Annotated in this window: 9 protein-coding genes; 8 read left to right on the top strand and 1 reads right to left on the bottom strand. The window is 72.9% G+C overall.

Translation table 11 applies throughout. From position 1 onward, the window contains the following. Nucleotides 1-326: 326 nt before the first annotated feature. From AB0C03_RS27925 to AB0C03_RS27890, 8 genes are all read left to right on the top strand, one after another. Complete coding sequence (locus AB0C03_RS27925; RefSeq protein ID WP_357639910.1) at nucleotides 327-1,127, top strand: LuxR C-terminal-related transcriptional regulator; 801 nt, start codon at nucleotides 327-329, stop codon at nucleotides 1,125-1,127. A gap of 5 nt (nucleotides 1,128-1,132) precedes the next feature. Beyond that, a complete protein-coding gene (locus AB0C03_RS27920) occupies nucleotides 1,133-1,972 on the top strand; it encodes an aminoglycoside phosphotransferase family protein (RefSeq protein WP_357639907.1) in 840 nt (279 codons plus the stop codon). Between the two features lie 164 nt (nucleotides 1,973-2,136). Beyond that, on the top strand, nucleotides 2,137-5,364 hold the full coding sequence (locus tag AB0C03_RS27915) for a non-ribosomal peptide synthetase (protein WP_357639904.1): 3,228 nt from the start codon (nucleotides 2,137-2,139) through the stop codon (nucleotides 5,362-5,364). Further along, a complete protein-coding gene (locus tag AB0C03_RS27910) occupies nucleotides 5,357-7,612 on the top strand; it encodes a beta-ketoacyl synthase N-terminal-like domain-containing protein (protein ID WP_357639900.1) in 2,256 nt (751 codons plus the stop codon). Before AB0C03_RS27915 ends, AB0C03_RS27910 begins: the two co-directional genes overlap by 8 nt. Beyond that, entirely contained in the window at nucleotides 7,612-7,878 is a 267-nt protein-coding gene (locus tag AB0C03_RS27905) for a phosphopantetheine-binding protein (protein WP_030330983.1), read from the top strand. Before AB0C03_RS27910 ends, AB0C03_RS27905 begins: the two co-directional genes overlap by 1 nt. Continuing rightward, nucleotides 7,878-11,282, top strand: a complete 3,405-nt coding sequence (locus AB0C03_RS27900) for a non-ribosomal peptide synthetase (protein WP_357639896.1) — start codon at nucleotides 7,878-7,880, stop codon at nucleotides 11,280-11,282. Before AB0C03_RS27905 ends, AB0C03_RS27900 begins: the two co-directional genes overlap by 1 nt. Continuing rightward, entirely contained in the window at nucleotides 11,279-14,161 is a 2,883-nt protein-coding gene (locus AB0C03_RS27895; RefSeq protein WP_357639893.1) for a type I polyketide synthase, read from the top strand. The genes AB0C03_RS27900 and AB0C03_RS27895 overlap by 4 nt, the downstream gene beginning before the upstream one ends. Next, nucleotides 14,158-16,146 (top strand): amino acid adenylation domain-containing protein, encoded by a 1,989-nt coding sequence (locus AB0C03_RS27890; RefSeq protein WP_357639891.1) that lies wholly within the window; start codon nucleotides 14,158-14,160, stop codon nucleotides 16,144-16,146. Before AB0C03_RS27895 ends, AB0C03_RS27890 begins: the two co-directional genes overlap by 4 nt. Nucleotides 16,147-16,603: 457 nt before the next feature. On the opposite strand, the gene AB0C03_RS27885 is transcribed toward AB0C03_RS27890, so the two are convergent. Next, complete coding sequence (locus AB0C03_RS27885; RefSeq protein ID WP_357639888.1) at nucleotides 16,604-16,981, bottom strand: VOC family protein; 378 nt, start codon at nucleotides 16,979-16,981, stop codon at nucleotides 16,604-16,606. Nucleotides 16,982-17,612 lie beyond the last annotated feature (631 nt).

Below are 17,612 nucleotides of genomic sequence, written 5' to 3'. Positions count from 1 at the left end.
ACGTCCCGGATCGGCCGGGAAATTCTCCCGTGGACTCCCGGGGCCGGCGGCACGTCGACCGTCTGTGAAAGGTCCGCTGTGGACGGCTTCGTCAGGGCCAAGATGGAAAGTCTGGTTCGGTTTTTCGATGCGTCAAAAGGCTGACCGAGCCCGTTCCCGGGATCACTTCTTGTGTTGTTCTGTTGGCCGTGAGTAGATGTTCATCACGACGCGGGGTCGGCGCTACCGCGGCGTTTCCCCGCGCGACTAAGACACCGCGGGCCGTTCGGACGGGGTGAGGTGGATAGATGGTCAGCGTTGGCTCGGTCTCGGAACTGACTCGGAACATGAGGCGGTGTCCGGAGGAAGTCGCGGCGGAGACACAACCCGACGCGGTGACGGTGGTCCTGGCCGACGCTCAGCCGGTGGTGCGCAGGGGCCTGCACGCCCTGCTGTCGCCGTCGGCTGAGGTCGCCGTGACAGGTGAGGCGGCGTCCGCGCGGGAGGCGTTGGCGCTGGCCACCGCCACACGTCCCGACGTGCTCGTTCTCGACGTCGAGCTGCCGGGGTTCCAGGCGGGGGTGACGATCCAGGAGATCAACCGGGTGTCGCCCTCGACAGCGGTGCTGGTCTTCACCGCGGTCGAGGACGAACACGCGATACTCGCGGCCATGTGGGCGGGCGCCCGGGGCTACGTGCTCAAGAGCTGCCCGGGCGACGGCATCGTCCGGACGATCCGGGGCCTCGCGACGGGTGAGGTCATCCTCGGCCCCCGGGTGGCCGACAAGCTCATCGGGCAACTGAGCCTGGAGCCCCGCAATCAGCAGCTCTTCCCGGAGCTGACAGCCCGCGAGCGGGAGGTGCTGGAATTGATTGCCTCGGGTATGCGCAACGTGGCGATCGCCGCGAAGCTGAATCTGTCCCCGAAAACGGTCAGCAATCATATTTCCATCATCTTCAGCAAATTGAACGTTTCTGACCGGTACGAGGCGATCGAGGTCGCCCGCCGGGCGCGGTTGGGGCGCCCCGGGCCGCCCGGCTCCCATTCACCAGTGGTGCGTGGTGGCAGCGTTCTGCTGACCGGCAGGCGTGGTGTCGTGGCGCCGGGCGCGGCCGCGTACGCCGGCACGCGGTCGGTGCGGGGGTGAGCGGGATGAGCCTGGACCTGGACGCGATCGCCAACCGACTGGAGCCACGGTTCGGCCGGGCCGCGCACCGCTGGGTGGGCACGCTGCGCCAGCGGCTCGACGACCTCGTCGAGCAGTGGGAGTTAACTCTCGGTGACCCGCTCAAGTCCGGCAACTCCTCGGTGGTGTTCCGGTGCGTGGGCCCGCTCGGCGACGCGGTGCTCAAGCTGTCCCCGGACAGCTACGCCGTGCGGGAGGAGGTAGACATGCTGCGCCAGTTCGCCTCCAGCGGACGGGTGCCGGCGGTGCGGGAGTCGGCCAAGGGCGCCGTCCTGCTCGAAGCGATCCACCCCGGCACCCTCGTGGAGAAGATGCCGCAGCCGCCCTCACCGCGGGAGTACGCCGCCTTCCTCACCGATCTGCACGGCGCGGGCGACCCGGCTGCCGCTCCCCGTCAACTGGCGGACTGGATCGACGTGCTGTTCAACTCGGCGACGCGCCGGGGTGCCGACCTGAGCGGGTCCAAGCGGCTGCGTGACGACCTTTTCGCGGTGCCCACCGACACCGTGCTGCTGCACGGGGACCTGCACCTCGGCAACGTGCTCAATGGCGGAGGCAGGGGCCTGGTGGCGATCGACCCGATGGCGTGCGCCGGTGACCCCTGCTTCGACGCCGTGGACTACGTGCTGGAGGGTCTGGACCGCGCGGAGATGGTGCGCCGCCGCGACGAGCTGGCGAGCGCCGCCGGCATCGACGTGGGCCGGCTCGACGCCTGGTGCCGGGTGACGGCCCCGATCGGCGCCACGTACGTCAGCAATCCCTTGCACTCCGCCGAGCTGGCGGCCTTCGGGCGCGGCGAGTACTGACCGGCCGACCACCGCCCCGGTCTGACGGCAACCCGCGTCGGGCCGGGGCCGCGCCGTGCCCGGGGACCGAGGCGACGTGTCGCCGACGCGACCGGGAGCTTTTCCTGGTGGGGCAGGAGAACGTGCTCTGCCGCGCGGGACGTGCCGGGCCGCACGATCGGTGCATGGTTCGTACCGGTCGTGCTTCCTTCGCCCAGGAACGCCTCTATTTCCTCGATCAGCTCCAGCCCGGAAACCCGGCGTACGTGGTGGCCTTCGCGGTGCACCTGCGCGGTGCGCTGCGACCCGAGGCCCTTCGCGCGGCCCTGACCCGGGTGGTCGCCCGGCACGACGCGCTGCGCACCACGTTCGCGGTGGTCGACGGTGTCCTCACCCAGCGGGTGTCGTCGACGCCCGCTGTGGACGTCGACATCACCGCCGACGGGTGGGTCGATCGCGCCACCCAGGAGGCCCACCTGCGGACGCTCGTCGCCGAGCAGGCTCGGCAGCCCTTCGACCTCGCCAACGGGCCGGTGGTGCGGGCCTACCTGCGCTCCTGGGGCCCGGACGAGCACGGCCTCGCGGTGCTCGTGCACCACATCGCCTGCGACGGGTGGTCGGTGGGTCTGCTCCTGCGCGACCTGGCCGCCGAGTACGACGCCGCTGTCGACGGGTCGGTGGCCGCCTACGAGGAGCCCGCCGAGTCCTACCTGGCGTACGCCGAACGGCAGCACGAGACGTGGCGACGGGACAGCTCGGGCCTCGACTTTTGGCGTGCGGCGCTGGTCGACGTGCCGCAACTGGCGCTGCCCACCGACTTCCCCCGCCCGAGCGTGCTCGGCACCACCGGCGCGGTGCTGCGCCGCCCGGTCGAGCCGGAACTGGTGCGGCGGCTGGGGGAGTGGGGGCGGGCGCGGGGCGTGACGCTGTTCGCGGTGACGCTCGCCGCGTACGCCTCGGTGCTGTCCCGGTACGCGCGCCAGGACGAGGTGGTGGTCGGCGTTCCGGTGGCGAACCGGATGGATGACGCCGAGGAGCGCCTGGTCGGCTGTCTGGTCAACACGCTGCCGATCCGGCTCGACGTGTCCGGCCGGCCGAGCTTCACCGAGCTGGTGGACCGGGCACGACGGACCAGCATGGCGGCCTTCGCCAATCAGGACGTGCCGTTCGAGCAGATCGTGCGGGCCACCGTGGGGGAGCGGCAGCTCAGCCACGCGCCACTGTTCCAGACCTCGCTGACGGTGCAGAACTTCCCGTTCGCGTTCCCCGAGTTCGCCGGGGTACGGCTGACCGAGGTCGACGTCGAGATCGACGTCACCAAGTTCGACCTGGGCCTGACCCTCGACGTCTCCACCGACGTGCCGTTCCTGCGCGCCGAGTACAGCACCGAGCTGTTCAGGGCGGAGACCGTCGGCACGCTGCTCACGCACTACCTGACGTTCCTGCGGTCGATCGTCGACGAGGAGCAGCGGGAGCCGTCCATGGTGGACGAGGCCGAGCGGGCGCAGCTCACCGAGGGGGTGAACCCGCCGCTCGCGTCGGCGCCGGTTACGCACCCGTCGGTGCTGCGTCGCTTCGCCGACCACGTGGCGGCGACCCCGGACGCGGTGGCCGTACGCCACCGGGACGTCGAGATCACCTACGCCGAGCTGGACCGGTGGGCCGGGCGGATCGCGGCGGGCCTGGCCGACCGCGGTGTCCGCCCCGGCGTCCGGGTGGGGCTGCTGCTCGGCCGTTCACCGGCGGTCGTCGCGGCGATCCTGGGCGTGTGGAAGCTCGGCGGCGTCTACGTGCCGCTGGACCCGGACTATCCGCGCCAGCGCCTCGAACTGATCGCCGCGAACGCCGGGATGGCGGTGCTCGTGGTGGACCCGGAGACCGCAGAGGCGGCCGCGGCGCTCACCCGCGACAGCGGGACGCCCCTGGCCGACGCGCACACCCTCGACGGAATCTCCGTGATCGAGGAGACCTTCCCGGGGCCGGACGACCCGGCGTACGTCATCTACACCTCCGGCTCGACCGGCGTACCCAAGGGGGTCCTGGTCGGGCACGGCGGCCTGGACGCGCTGAACAGCCCGACCCCGGCGGGCCTGGACGTCACGGCCGCCGACGTGTGGCTGGCGGCCAGCTCGTTCTCGTTCGACGCGTCGGTGTGGGAGATGTGGGGCGCGCTGACCACCGGCGCCCGGCTGGTCATCGCCGAGCGGGTCGACCTGGTGGACCGGGAACGGCTGGCCCGGCTGGTGCGTCGCGAGGCCGTCACCGTGCTGTTCCAGACCCCGGGCGCGCTCTACCGGTTGCTGCCGCCGTACCTGCGGGCGCTCGAGGAGGACGAGACCTCCCGCATCCGCTACGTCGTCCTTGGCGGCGAGGCGCTGAGCTGGTCGCGGCTGGCGTCGCTGATCGCCGACGCGCCGGGTCTGCAAACGGTGTTCGTCAACATGTACGGCATCACCGAGGGCACCATCCACGTCACGATCTTCCAGGCGTCGGCCGCCGACGTGCCCCGGGTCCCCGAGGGTGCCATCGGCGTGCCGTTGCCGTCGGCGCGCTGCTACGTCCTCGACGAGGACCTGCGGCCGACCGGCCTCAACGTGCCCGGCGAGCTGTACTGCGGCGGCGCGCTCGTGGCGCACGGCTACCTGGACAACCGGGAGCTGACCGAGGCGCGGTTCCCGCCCGACCCGTACGGCGGCGGGGTCATGTACCGCACCGGCGACGTGGTGAAGTGGGGTCTCGACGGGAGCATGGTGTACCTCGGCCGCAACGACACGCAGGTGCAGGTGCGCGGCTACCGCGTCGAGCTGGCCGAGGTGGAGGGCGCCCTGCTCACCCACGCCGCGGTGCAGTCGTGTGCCGTGGCCGCCGAGGACGACGAACTCGTCGCGTTCGTGGTCCACGGGATCGGCCCGGACGCCGAGCACGACCTGCGGGCGCACCTGCGCGAAACACTGCCGGCGTACATGGTGCCGTCGCGGATCCTGACCGTGGCGACCATCCCGCTCACCGCGCACGGCAAGGTGGACCTTCCCCGCCTGCTGGCCGACAGCCGGGCGGCACGGACGGTCACCGCGCCGTCGCGGCCACCGGCCTCAGTGGTCGGCACCGGGTTGGAGGAACGGATCCGGGCCTGCTGGGTCGAGGTGCTGCGGCGGCCCGACGTCGGGCTGCACGACAACTTCTTCGACCTGGGCGGCCACAGTTTCGCGCTGATCGCGCTCCAGCAGCGGATGTCCGAGGAGGGTCTGGACGTCTCGGTGACCGACCTCTTCCGCTGCGGCACGATCGCCGGCTGCGCGGCGGCGCTCCAGCACACCGCGCCCGTCGTCGCGGACCCCAACACGGCGCAGCGCCGCCAGGGCCGCGCCCTGCTGGCCGACCGGCGGCGCAGCGTGCGAGCCGGCCGTGGCTGAGCTGGACGACAGCGCCGCGGTGGCGGTGGTCGGCATGGCCATCCGGGTCCCCGGCGCCGAACGCGACCTGGACCGGTTCTGGCGACACGTCCACGACGGCGTCGACGCCGTCAGCGTCTTCACGCCCGAGCAGCTCGTCGGTTGGGGCGTACCCAAGGATCTGGTGGAACGGTCGGGCTTCGTGCCGGCCCGCGCGGTGCTCACCGACGCGGACCGCTTCGACCACCGGCTGTTCAGCTACTCACCGTCGGACAGCGCCCTGATGGACCCCCAGCAGCGGATTCTGCTGGAGTGCGCCTGGGCGGCCCTGGAGCACGCCGGCCACCCGCCGGTCGCCGCCGACGGCAACCGGGTCGGGGTGTACGTCGGCACCGGGCTCAACGTCTACCTGCTGGACAACGTGTGGCCCAACGAGCGCGCGGTCGAGGCGGCCGGTGGCCTGGGCGTGATCATCGGCAGCGACAAGGACTTCGCCGCCACCCGGATCGCCTACAAGCTGAACCTTCAGGGGCCGGCGCTGACTGTGCAGACCGCCTGCTCGACGTCGCTCGTCGCGGTGCACCAGGCGACGCAGGCGCTGCTCACCTACGACGCCGACGTGGCACTGGCCGGCGCTGCCACCGTCGCCCCGCCGACCCGGCGCGGACACCTGCACGAGCCCGGCGGCATCTTCTCCGCCGACGGTCGCTGCCGCGCCTTCGACGCCGCCGCCGACGGGACGGTACCGGGCGACGGAGCGGGCGTGGTGGTGCTCAAGCGCCTCACCGACGCGCTGCGCGACGGCGACACCGTGCACGCGGTGATCCGTGGCTCCGCGGTCAACAACGACGGCGCCCGCAAGGCCGGCTTCACCGCGCCCGGTCCGACCGGTCAGGCCGCCGTCATCGCGGCGGCGTTGGAGGTGGCCGACGTCGACCCGGACACCGTGGGCCTGGTCGAGACGCACGGCACCGGCACCGCGCTCGGCGACCCGATCGAGGTGGCGGCGCTGCGGCAGGTGTTCGACTCCGCCCGGCCCGACCGGGCGCCCTGCGCGCTGGGCGCCGTCAAGTCGGTCGTCGGACACCTGGACACCGCCGCCGGGGTGGTCGGCATGATCAAGACGGTCCTGGCCCTGACGCACCGGACGATTCCTCCGATCGCGCACCTCCGTACGCCCAACCCGGCGATCCGACTGGACGGCTCGGTGTTCGAGCTGCCGACGACCGCCCGACCCTGGGCGCCTGTCGACGGCGTACGCCGCGCCGGGGTGAGCGCCTTCGGCATCGGCGGCACCAACGCCCACGTAGTGCTGGAGGAGGCCCCGCCAATCGCGGCCCGACCCCGCCGACACGTCCCGCAGCTCGTCCTGGTCTCTGCGAAGACCGCCGCGGTGGCGCAGGAGAGCCTGGACCGGGTCACCGCGTTCGCGGCGGGAACCGCGCCCGGGGACCTGGCCGACCTCGCGTACACACTGCGGACCGGCCGCGCCGAGCTGCCCTGGCGGGCCGCCGTCCTGACCGGCGTGACCGACGGGGTCGCCCGGCTGCGCAAGGTCGACGCGACGGCTCGGGCGCGCGGGGTGGCGCTGCACCTCACCGGGGCCGGTGCGGTGACCGGCAACCGACCCAACTACGACGCCGACCCGGTGTACCGGCGGACCGTCGACGAGGGCGTCGCGCTGCTGCGTGGCCACGACCTGGACGATTCGGTCCGGGAACGCGGCGACCGGCTGCTGGCCTGCGTCGGCCTGACCCGGTCGCTGCGCAGCCGGGGCGTCACCCCGCGCGCTCTGGCCGGTGACGGTGTCGGCGCGGTGGCCGCCGCCGTCGTGGCCGGGGTGATGTCGCTCGCGGACGCGCTGGCGCTGCTGCGCGACACCGACGACCCCGGGGTACGCCTGCACCCCGCCGCTCTGCCCCTGCTCATCGACGGGCGGCCCGACGACGGCGCCTTCTGGCGGGCCGCGGCCCTCCGTCCCCCGACGTCGACGCCGCCCCCCGACGTGCCCGACCCGGTGCTCTGGATCGAGGTCGGCACCAGCGTCACCCCGCACCTGGACGCCGACCAGCCGCCGCTTCCCGCCAACCGGCACGCCCGACTGCTGGCGACCGTCGGCGCGCTGTGGCAGCTGGGTCTCACCGACGCCTGGGATCCCGTGCACGACACCGGCCGCCGCCGGCTGCCCGCCCCCACCTACCCCTTCGCGGCCACCCGGCACTACCTGGACGCACCCGGAGCCGACCCGACCACAGAGAGGCGACACTGATGCGCGACGTACACGACCGGACCTGGGTGGCCGAGTTCGAGGAGCTGTGGATGGAGGTTCTCGGCGTCGACACCGTCGACGACGACGACGACTTCTTCGACCTCGGCGGCCATTCGCTCAGCGCGCTGCGGCTGAGCACCCTGATCCGCCAGGAACTCAACCTCGCGGTGATGTTCGGCCACGTGCTGGAGAACCCCCGCTTCGCCGACCTGCGCAAGGTCGCGAGCGAGGTGCCGCTGGAGCGTCCGGCGGCGGAGACCGCCTGATGATCGCCCCCGACCTCGCCGCCTGGGCGCCGCTCGCCGCGCGGGTGCTCGGCGGCACCCCCGAACAGGTGAGCGCGGCGGCCGCCACCGAATCGTTCGTCGCTCTGGGCGGCACCTCGCTCCAGGCCATCGCCCTGGTCTCGCTGGGCCAGCGCGAGCTGCGGGCGGACGTGGACAGCGCCCGCCTGCTGTCGGCGCTGCCGCTGGCCCAGGCCCTCGCCGGCGCCGTGGACTTCGTCGACACCGCGCCACCCGTCGTCGCGCGGCGGCCGGCAGAGCGGGAGTTGCTTCCGGGGCAGCGGTCCATGCTGGCCGCGCACCTGCTGGAGCGGGACGCGCCGTACCACCTGATGTTCACGGTGGAGGCGGACGGGCCCCTCGACCCGGCCCGGGTCCGGTGGGCGCTGCGCGAGCTGACCACCCGGCACGAGGCGCTGCGGACACACTTCGTGCGCGACCCCCGCCAGGCCCGGATCGTGCTGCCCGCGCCCTACGAGCCGCGTCTACTGCACCAGACGCTGCCCGACGACGACGCGGTACGTGCCGTGCACGACCTGTACGGCCCGGCCGCCGCGCGTCTGCTGCGCCCCTTCGCGCAGCCACCCGTGGTGTTCGTACTGACCCGAACCGGCCGGCGCGACCTGCTCACCATGCTGGTGCACCACACGGTCAGCGACGGCTGGAGCGTCGGACTGTTCGCACGGGAGTTCGCCGAGTTCTACGCCGGGGACGGCCCGGCCGAGGCGGCCCCGTCGCCGGACTGGGTCGGCACCCGGCTCGCCGCGCAGGAGTCGTCCGGCGCGCTGGAGTCCGCTTTGACCCGGGTCACCGCGCGGCTGGACGGGGCACCGTGGACGGTGACGCTCCCCACCGACCTGCCGCCGGTCGCCGAAGCCGACGGGCGGGGCGCCCGACTGCGCTTCCACCTGGACGAGACGGCGGCGGAGGCGACGACCGGGTTGGCCCGGGAGTGCGGGGTGACCGTCACGTCGGTGGCCCTGGCAGCCTGGGCGTTGACAGTGTCCCGCCGCGCCGGTCTGGACGACCTGGTGCTCGGGGTGCCGGCGGCGGGCCGGTTCGAGGCGGGCATGGACCGCCTGGTGGGCCTCTGCACCCGGGTCGTCCCGGTCCGCTGCGCGGCGACCGACGACAGCACCGTCCGGGAGTTCGTCCGCGGGATCGCCGACGCCCTGGCCGCGGCGGTCGCCGACGCCGACGTGCCGTTCGAGAAGGTCGTCTCCGCGCTGGGCGCCGGCACCGACCCGGGACGGAACCCGCTGGCCCAGCTCGGCTTCGCCGCCCACCACGAGCTGGTGCCCGACGAGCTGGTGGTGGGCGACCGTACCTGGCGGGTGCACGAGAGCCACTGCGGCGGCGCGGTGTTCGACGCCCTGCTCTACCTCCAGTCGTGGTCGGATCGCCCCCGGTTCGCGCTGGAGTACGCGACAGCCCTGCTCACCGCCGCCGACGCCGGGGAACTGGTCGAGTCGTTCCAGGCGGCGGTGCGGGAGCTGGCCGCCGACCCGGACGCGACGGTGCGGGACGTCACCACGCTCTCGGCGGGTCAGCGCGCCCGGTTGCGCGAGCTGGGCTCGGGCGAGACGTACGACACCTCCGACGACGTGTGGCACCGGTTCGCGGCGTACGCGGAGTCGGCGGGCGCGCGGTCCGCGCTCGTCGACGCGCACACCGGGCTGACGCTCACCTACCGTGAGCTGCACGACGCCGCGGTCGAGCAGTCCCGTCTCCTGCACGGCCACGGGGTGCGTGCCGGCGACGCGGTTCTGGTGGAGGTGCCCCGCTCGGCCGCCGAGGCGGTCGCGGTGCTGGGTGTGCTGCGGCTCGGCGCGCACTACGTCGCGGTCGACCGGCACGCCACCGCCGAGTGGCGTACCCATCTGGCGGCGACCGTCGCGGCGCGGGCCCGCCTCGGTGTGGGCGAGCCCTGGCCGGGAGTCGTCGACTGTCCACTCGTCGAGCCGGGAACGCCGGTCGGGGCCGGTGCGGTCGAGGCCGCGCCGAGGGATCCGGCGCGGACCGTGTACGTCTCCTTCACCTCGGGCTCGACCGGGGTGCCCAAGGGCGTCGTCGTGCCGCACCGGGCGGTGCTGCGACTCGCGGACGACCCGGGGATGTTCGTCGACCGGCCGGGCATGCGGATGCTGCGGCTGTCCCCGCTGGCGTTCGACGCGTCCACCCTGGAATTGCTGGTGCCCCTGGCCACCGGCGACACGGTGGTGGTCTTCCCGCCGGAGGACCCGACGCCACGCGGGCTGGCCGACGTCCTGCGCACCGCCGGGGTCACCCACGCCTGGCTCACCTCGGGCGTGTTCCACCTGGTCGCCGACCACCGTCCGGACGCGTTCGTCGGGCTGCGGCAGCTGTTCACCGGCGGGGGAGTGGTGTCACCACCGCACGTGCGCCAGGTGTTGCGGGCCTGCCGGGGCCTGCGCCTGACAAACGGTTACGGCCCCACCGAGAACACCACCTTCACCACCACGTACTCCGTCGAGCACGCCGACGCGACCCCGGACCCGCTGCCGATCGGCGGCCCGGTGCACGGCACCGACCTGTCCGTCGTGGACGCGTCGGGTCGCCTCGTTCCACCGGGCGCCTTGGGTGAACTGCTGGCCGGCGGCACCGGCCTGGCCGACGGGTACCTGGGCGACCTGACCAGGACGGACGCCTCCTTCGTGCGACACGACGGGGCACGCCGTTACCGCACCGGCGACCTGGTGCGCTGGGGCGCGGACGGGCAGCTGCGCTTCCTGGGCCGCAACGACCGCCAGGTGAAGATCGCCGGACACCGAGTGGAGCCGGTCGACGTCGAGCGCCGGTTGCGGGCCCAGCCGGGCGTCCGCGACGCCGTGGTGTTCCCCACCGGTGACCCGACGACCGGCGTACGCCTCTGCGCGGCGCTCAAGCCCGACCCGGACGGCCTCGACGTGGCCGCCGTGCGCCGCGCGGTGGAACCCGACCTGGCCCCCTACGCCCGGCCGCAGCAGTGGGTGACGGTGGCGGAGTTCCCGCTGGACCGCAACGGCAAGGTCGACCTGCGGGCGTTGGGAGCGCTGGCCCAACCGGCAGCGCCGCCGGAGACCTCGGCCGCGCCGGCGGACCCGCCGGCCCGGGTTCCCGCCCAGCGCTCGGCGTCGCTGGCCGAGTTCGAGGATCTGGTGACGGACGCCTGGGTGGAGGCGTTGGGCACCGACGACTTCGACGTCGACGAGGCGTTCTTCGACGTCGGCGGTGAGTCACTGCGCCTGGCGATCGTGCGCCGGCTGCTCCAGGAGCGGCTGGCCGGCCGGACCATCCCGCTCACCGACCTCTACCGATTCCCGACCGTCCAGACGCTGGCCCGGCATCTGCACGCACAGACCGAGAGAGCAGGGGCACCCTCATGAACGACGACATCGCGATCGTCGGCCTGGCCGGTCGGTTCCCCGGCGCCGCCGACGTCTCGGAGTACTGGTCGAACCTGGTCGCCGGGAAGACCACTGTCAGTGCGCTGACCCGGGGCGAGCTGCTGGCCGCCGGGGTGCCCGCCGACCGGCTCGACGACCCGGCGTACGTGCCGGCGCGCGGCGTCCTGGCCGACCCGGACCTGTTCGATGCGGCCTTCTTCGGCATCACTCCGAGGGAGGCGGAGACGATGGACCCGCAGCACCGGCTGCTGATGCAGACGGCGTGGGCCGCGTTGGAGTCGGCGGGGCTCGCCACCGAGCGGCCGTTTGGTCGGGTCGGCGTCTTCGCCGGGGCCGGGTTCAACTACTACGCGCTGCACCACGTGTTCGCCCAGCCCGAGGTGGTCGAGTCGCAGGGGCTGCTGTCGGTGGTGCTGGGCAACGAGAAGGACCACCTGGCCGCGAAGATCGCGTACCGGCTGGACCTGGGCGGACCCGCCATCACCGTGCAGACCGCCTGCTCGACGTCGCTGGTGGCGGTGCACCTGGCCTGCCAGAGCCTGCGCGGCGGCGACTCGGACGTCGCGCTCGCCGGTGGCGCCTGCGTGGCCGTGCCGCAGCAGGCCGGGTACCTCTACGAGACGAAGGGCATCATGTCGCCGGACGGCACGTGCCGGCCCTTCGACGCCACGGCCGACGGCACCGTGCCCGGCAACGGGGTCGCCCTGGTGGTGCTCAAACGCGTCGCGGACGCCCGCCGGGACGGGGACACCGTGTACGCGGTGATCAAGGGGTCGGCGGTGAACAACGACGGTGGGATGAAGGTCGGCTACACCGCGCCGGGCATCGCCGGGCAGATCGACGTGCTGACCCGCGCGTACGCCGCCGCCGCCGTCGACCCGGCGACCGTGGGCTACCTCGAGGCGCACGGCACTGCGACCGAGGTCGGCGACGCCATCGAGCTGGCCGCGCTGACCGAGGTCTTCCGTCGCGGCGAGCGACAGTGCTCGATCGGCTCGGTCAAGGCCAATGTCGGGCACCTCGACGCCGCCGCCGGTGTCGCCGGTCTCATCAAGGCAGCGCTGGCCCTGCACTTCCGGCAGATCCCGCCGCTCGCCGGCCTGAAGCAGGCCCGGCCCGAGCTGCTGGACGGGTCGACACCGTTCATGGTGGACACCGTCGCCCGTCGGTGGGAGGCCGCCGACGGTCCGCGCCGCGCGGCGGTCAGCGCCTTCGGTCTGGGTGGCACCAACGCGCACGTGGTGCTGGAGGAGGCCGACGGCCCGATCCCGCCGGAGCCATCGGCTGCCGACGGCCCCGCCGAGCTGATCGTGCTGTCCGCGCGGACCCCGGAGGCGGTCCGCGAGGCCGCCGATCAGGTGCATGAGTACGTCCGGCAGCGCCCCGACCTGTCCCTGCGGGACGTCGCGGTGACGGCGCAGACGTACCGCCGGCACTTCCCGCACCGGTTGGCGGTGGCCGCACGGGACGTCCCGGCGGCGCTCGCCGGCCTGCGCCGGGCGCGGGTGCGCGCGGCGGCCCGCCGACCCCGGGTGGTCTTCCTGTTCCCGGGGCAGGGCGCCGAGTTCCCCGCCATGGCGCGGGGCCTCTACGACCACTACCCGTCGGCGCGGGCCGACCTCGACCACGGGGCGGAACTGCTGGCCCCGGTCCTCGGGCTGGACCTGCGGGACGTCCTTGTCGACGAAGACCCGCACAGTGTCGTGCACCGCACGGACGTCACCCAGCCGGCCCTGGCCCTGTACGAGGTGGCGCTCGGCCGGCTGCTGCTGTCGTGGGGCGTCCGTCCGGCGGCGATGATCGGTCACTCGGTCGGTGAGTTCCCGGCCGCCGCGCTCGCCGGTGAGCTGGCCGACGACGACATGCTGCGCCTGGTCGCCACCCGGGGCCGGCTCATGCAGGACGCCCCGGAGGGTCACCTGCTGGTCGTGCTGGCGGGGCCACGCACCGTGGAGGAACACCTCGCGGGCCTGGACGCCCTCGACATCGCCGCCCGCAACGCGCCGGAGGTCACCGTCGTGGCCGGACCGCCGGCCCCGCTCGCCGCGTTCCGCGAACGCCTGGACGCGGCCGGGGTGCCCTGTCGGGCGCTGCCCGCGCAGCGCGCGTTCCACAGCCGGATGATGACCGACGCGGCCCGGCTGCTCGGCGTGGCGGCCGACCGGGTGCCCCACCGACCCCGCACCCTCCCGGTGGTCAGCAGCGTCGACGGCGCGCTGCTCGGCAGCGGCCAGGCGCGTGCCGAGGGCTACTGGGCGGCACAGTTGCGCAGCCCGGTGCGCTACCACGACGCCCTACTGACCGCGCTGGAGCTGCCCGACCCCGTGCTCGTCGAGGTCGGTCCCGGCACCGCGCTGACCGGCATGGCCCGGCAGACACCGCAGGGGCGGCGGGTGCCCGGGTTCGCCATACAGCCGCGACCGACGCCGCGGGCCGACGCCGCCGATGTCCTCGCCGCACTCGGCGGGCTGTGGACGGCCGGGGTGGCGGTGGACTGGTCGGCGGTGCGCGGCGACACCCCGGCGCGACGGGTGGCGCTGCCCACGTACCCGTTCGCCCGTACCCGCCACTGGCTGGAGGCGACACCGCCACCGGCCCCGGACACCGCCGAACCGTTGCCGCCTCCCGCGGCTACCGGGGAGAGCACGGTGGTGGGCGAGATCGTGGAGCTGTGGGGCCGGTTGCTCGGCTCGCCCGACATCGGGCCGGACACCGACTTCTTCACCGTCGGCGGTGAGTCCCTGCTGTTCATCCGCATGGTCAACCAGGTGCAGCGCCGCTTCGCCGTCCGCATCCCGATGGAGAAACTGTCCGCGCGACCCACGCCGCGCGTCCTGGCCGAGCTGGTGACCGCATGACCGACCACACCGACCTGGCACACGCCGCAGCAGTGGCGGCCGTGCTCGCCCACCGCCTCTCCGGCGCGACGTCGGTAACGGTGCGCGGCCCGCACGGCGACCACACGCTGCGCGTGCACCCGGACACCACACTGACAGAGGTACGCGCGCAGACGCGGACACCGTCACCCGAGCTGTCCCCGGTGGACGTGGTGCTGGTGACACCCGGCCCTCGGGGCGGGGCGGTGGGAACGGTGGGCCCGGTGCCGGTCTGGCTCGCCGGCGACCACTGGCACCCCACCCACCTCCAGGAACGACTGGACACCCTGAGCGGATGGCTCACCGACCATCCCGACCGCCCGGTGCGCGAGGCGGCGCTCGTCGGTCCCCGGGAGCGGGCCACGCTGCTCGGCTTCAACCCCGCGCCGACGCCCGCCCCCCGGACACCCGTGCACGAGGCGATCTGCCGGCAGGCGGAGCGCACCCCGGACGCCGTCGCGCTGCGCGGCGGGGGACGCGACCGCAGCTACCGGGACCTGCTCGACGAGGCAGCGGCGCTGGCCGGGCGACTGCGCACCGAGGGCGTGGGCCCCGGCTCGGTCGTCGCCCTGTGCACCGAGCGGAGCCCGGAGATGGTCGTCGCGGTGCTCGGTGTCCTGCTGGCCGGAGCGGCGTACCTGCCGCTGGACCCGTCCCATCCGAGGGCCCGGCTGGACCTGATGCTCACCACCGCCGACGCCGCGCTGGCGCTCGCCGACGAGGAGGGACGGGCCGCGCTCGGCACCGGCGGAGCCCCGGCCGTTCCGGTGCGACCACTGGCCGGTGCCGACCTACCCGCCTTGCCCGTCGACTGGCGTGGCTACCGCGCGCCGGAGGAGGTGGTGGACGGGCTGTCGTACGTCATCTTCACCTCCGGGTCGACCGGGACGCCGAAGGGTGTGCAGATGACCCATCTGTCGCTGGCCAACCGGCTGGCGTGGATGCAGGAGGAGTACCGCATCGGGCCCGGCGACGTGGTGCTGCAGAAGACGCCGTACACCTTCGACGTGTCGGTGTGGGAACTGCTCTGGGCCTTCCTGGCCGGCGCGACGCTGGTCACGGCCGAGGCCCAGGCGCACCGCGACCCGCAGGAGATGGCCGCCGTCATCGCCCGCGAGGCGGTGACCACAGTGCACTTCGTGCCGTCGATGCTCGCCCTGTTCGTCGAGGAGCCCGGGGTCGCCGCGTGCGCAGCCCTGCGCCGGGTGATCTGTAGCGGGGAGGCCCTGCCGCCGAAGCTCGTCAACAAGCTCACCGCCACCCTGCCGACGGTGCGGGTGGACAACCTGTACGGCCCCACCGAGGCCGCCATCGACGTCACCGCCTGGCCGTGTCGCCGACCCGAACCGGACCCCACCGTCCCGATCGGCAGGCCCATCACCAACGTCACGGCATACGTGCTGAACGACGACGGTGCGCTGGCCCCGCTCGGCGTACCCGGGGAACTGATGGTCGGCGGCGACTGCCTGGCCCGGGGGTACGCCGGACGGCCCGACCTGACCGCCGAGCGGTTCGGCACCGTGCACGTCGCCGGGCGTCCCCAGCGGGTGTACCGCACCGGCGACCTGGCCTGGTGGTCACCACAGGGGTACCTGAACTACGGCGGGCGCATCGACACGCAGGTGAAGATCCGTGGGCAGCGGGTGGAACTCGGCGAGATCGAGTCGGTGCTGAACAGTCACCCGCTCGTCGCGAACAGCGTGGTGCTGCTCCGCGACGACCTGGGTGCGGCCCCGACCCTGGTGGCGTACGTGGTGACCGAGCGGCACGCCGACGCGGGCGACGTGAGCGAGGCGGAGCTGCGGGCGTTCCTGGCCGAGCAGCTTCCCGACCACATGGTGCCGCTGCGCCACGTGGTGCTGCCCGAGTTGCCCGCCACCGCCAACGGCAAGGTCGACCGCAGGGCTCTGCCCGCCCCGCCGGCCCGGGTCCGCCGGCCGGCACGGGTCGGGTCACCCTCGGCGTAGGGCGTCGGGAGCGGAGGAGTCCGCAACAGGTCCGAGGACTCGAGCTCCTCGCGCCGGTGCTGCCGGCAACCCCGGGTCCGGCAGGCTGTACCGCGAGCCCGATCCCTTGAAGCCGAGGACGCGTAGAGCGGGGGCAATATCGTCGCGCAGCATCGCACGATAGACGGTTTGCACGTCGCTCACGTCATCACCCGCCCTGGTCTGAGAACCAGAACCTAGCGGCAAGCATGAACGACCCGAGACGCTGCCACGGAACCCGGCGGCGTGGCCGATGCCGAACGTGGATTGTCTGGCCGGCGCTACCACCTCGCCGGCCGGCGTGTCACCATCCGCCTCGACCGCTGCGTGCTGCACCTGCCTAACGGGTGGCCAACCAGTGACGCGCGGTTGGGTGTTTGGACCTGTCGATGTGCGGATGTCGACAACACTGCGGCAATCGCGGCGCGCAGGGTTCTTGTCAGACCATCGGGGCTTCCCAGGTGGTCAGGCAGAAGGGGTGGCCGGCCGGGTCAGCGTAGACGAAGCATTGTTCGCTATTGGGCTGGAAGTCGTATTTCGTTGCGCCAGCGGCGAGCACGCGCGCCTCGGCGGCGTCTCGGTCCTCGACCATGAAGTCGAGGTGCATCATGATCGACGCGGTGGGGTCGGGCCAGGTTGGAGGCGTGTATCCAGGCACGGTCTGGAAATTGAGCCGCCCGGCCGGGCTCTGCACGCATGCCCACTCATCGCCGATCTGCGTCATCGTCCCGCCGGCGATGTCGGCGTAGAACTTCGCCAAGCGGATGGCATCCGAACTGTCCAGAGTGACTGCGCTGAGCCGCAGGTTGTCGGACATGTCGCCTTCTTCCGGTCCAGGCCGCCAGTAGCGCCACTGACAGCATTGGCATGACGGATGGGACCGAATCGAAGTCGACAGAGCCGGCACTCGAAGGTGCCTTCTCGCGAGCTCTCCCGGCGGACCACGGACCGATCGTCGCACAGCGGCTCACCGAGCACGCGACACGAAGGATCGACCGCATGATCCAGTGCACTGTTCTGTCGCAGATAACGCTCGGTCGGTCTCGTCCACCCCGTACCGGCTCATCCAACGGAACTGCCCGTAGTCGCCCTTGATGACGCCCTGAATCGGCCCGGTATCTGACTACGAAGGGATGTCTGATGTGGACGTTCGGCTCTGTAGTCGGTTGATCGCTATCGGTAGCCTGTGCTGGTGGTTGGGACTGGGCTGGCGAGGCGAATTGGCGGCTTTCGCCTGTGGCGGCTTTGGCGATCTCCCCTGTTGCGGCGGAGGGCTTGGCTGGGACTGCTGCGGCGTCGGAGCGCCTCTGCGCCGTCAAGACGTGACTGGTGGGAGTCTCGCAGCGGTCGTGACCGGACCACGTCTGTTCCGCGTTCTAATCAGGACCAGCAACGCGAGCTTTGCTCGACCAAAGTCGCTGTTCTGATGCGCTTGGCTGTGGTCACAC

Source organism: Micromonospora parva (assembly GCF_040649675.1).
GTDB classification, from domain to species: domain Bacteria; phylum Actinomycetota; class Actinomycetes; order Mycobacteriales; family Micromonosporaceae; genus Micromonospora; species Micromonospora parva.
The sequence above is the reverse complement of the archived record's forward strand: the minus strand, read 5'-3'. Positions and strand labels throughout refer to the sequence as shown.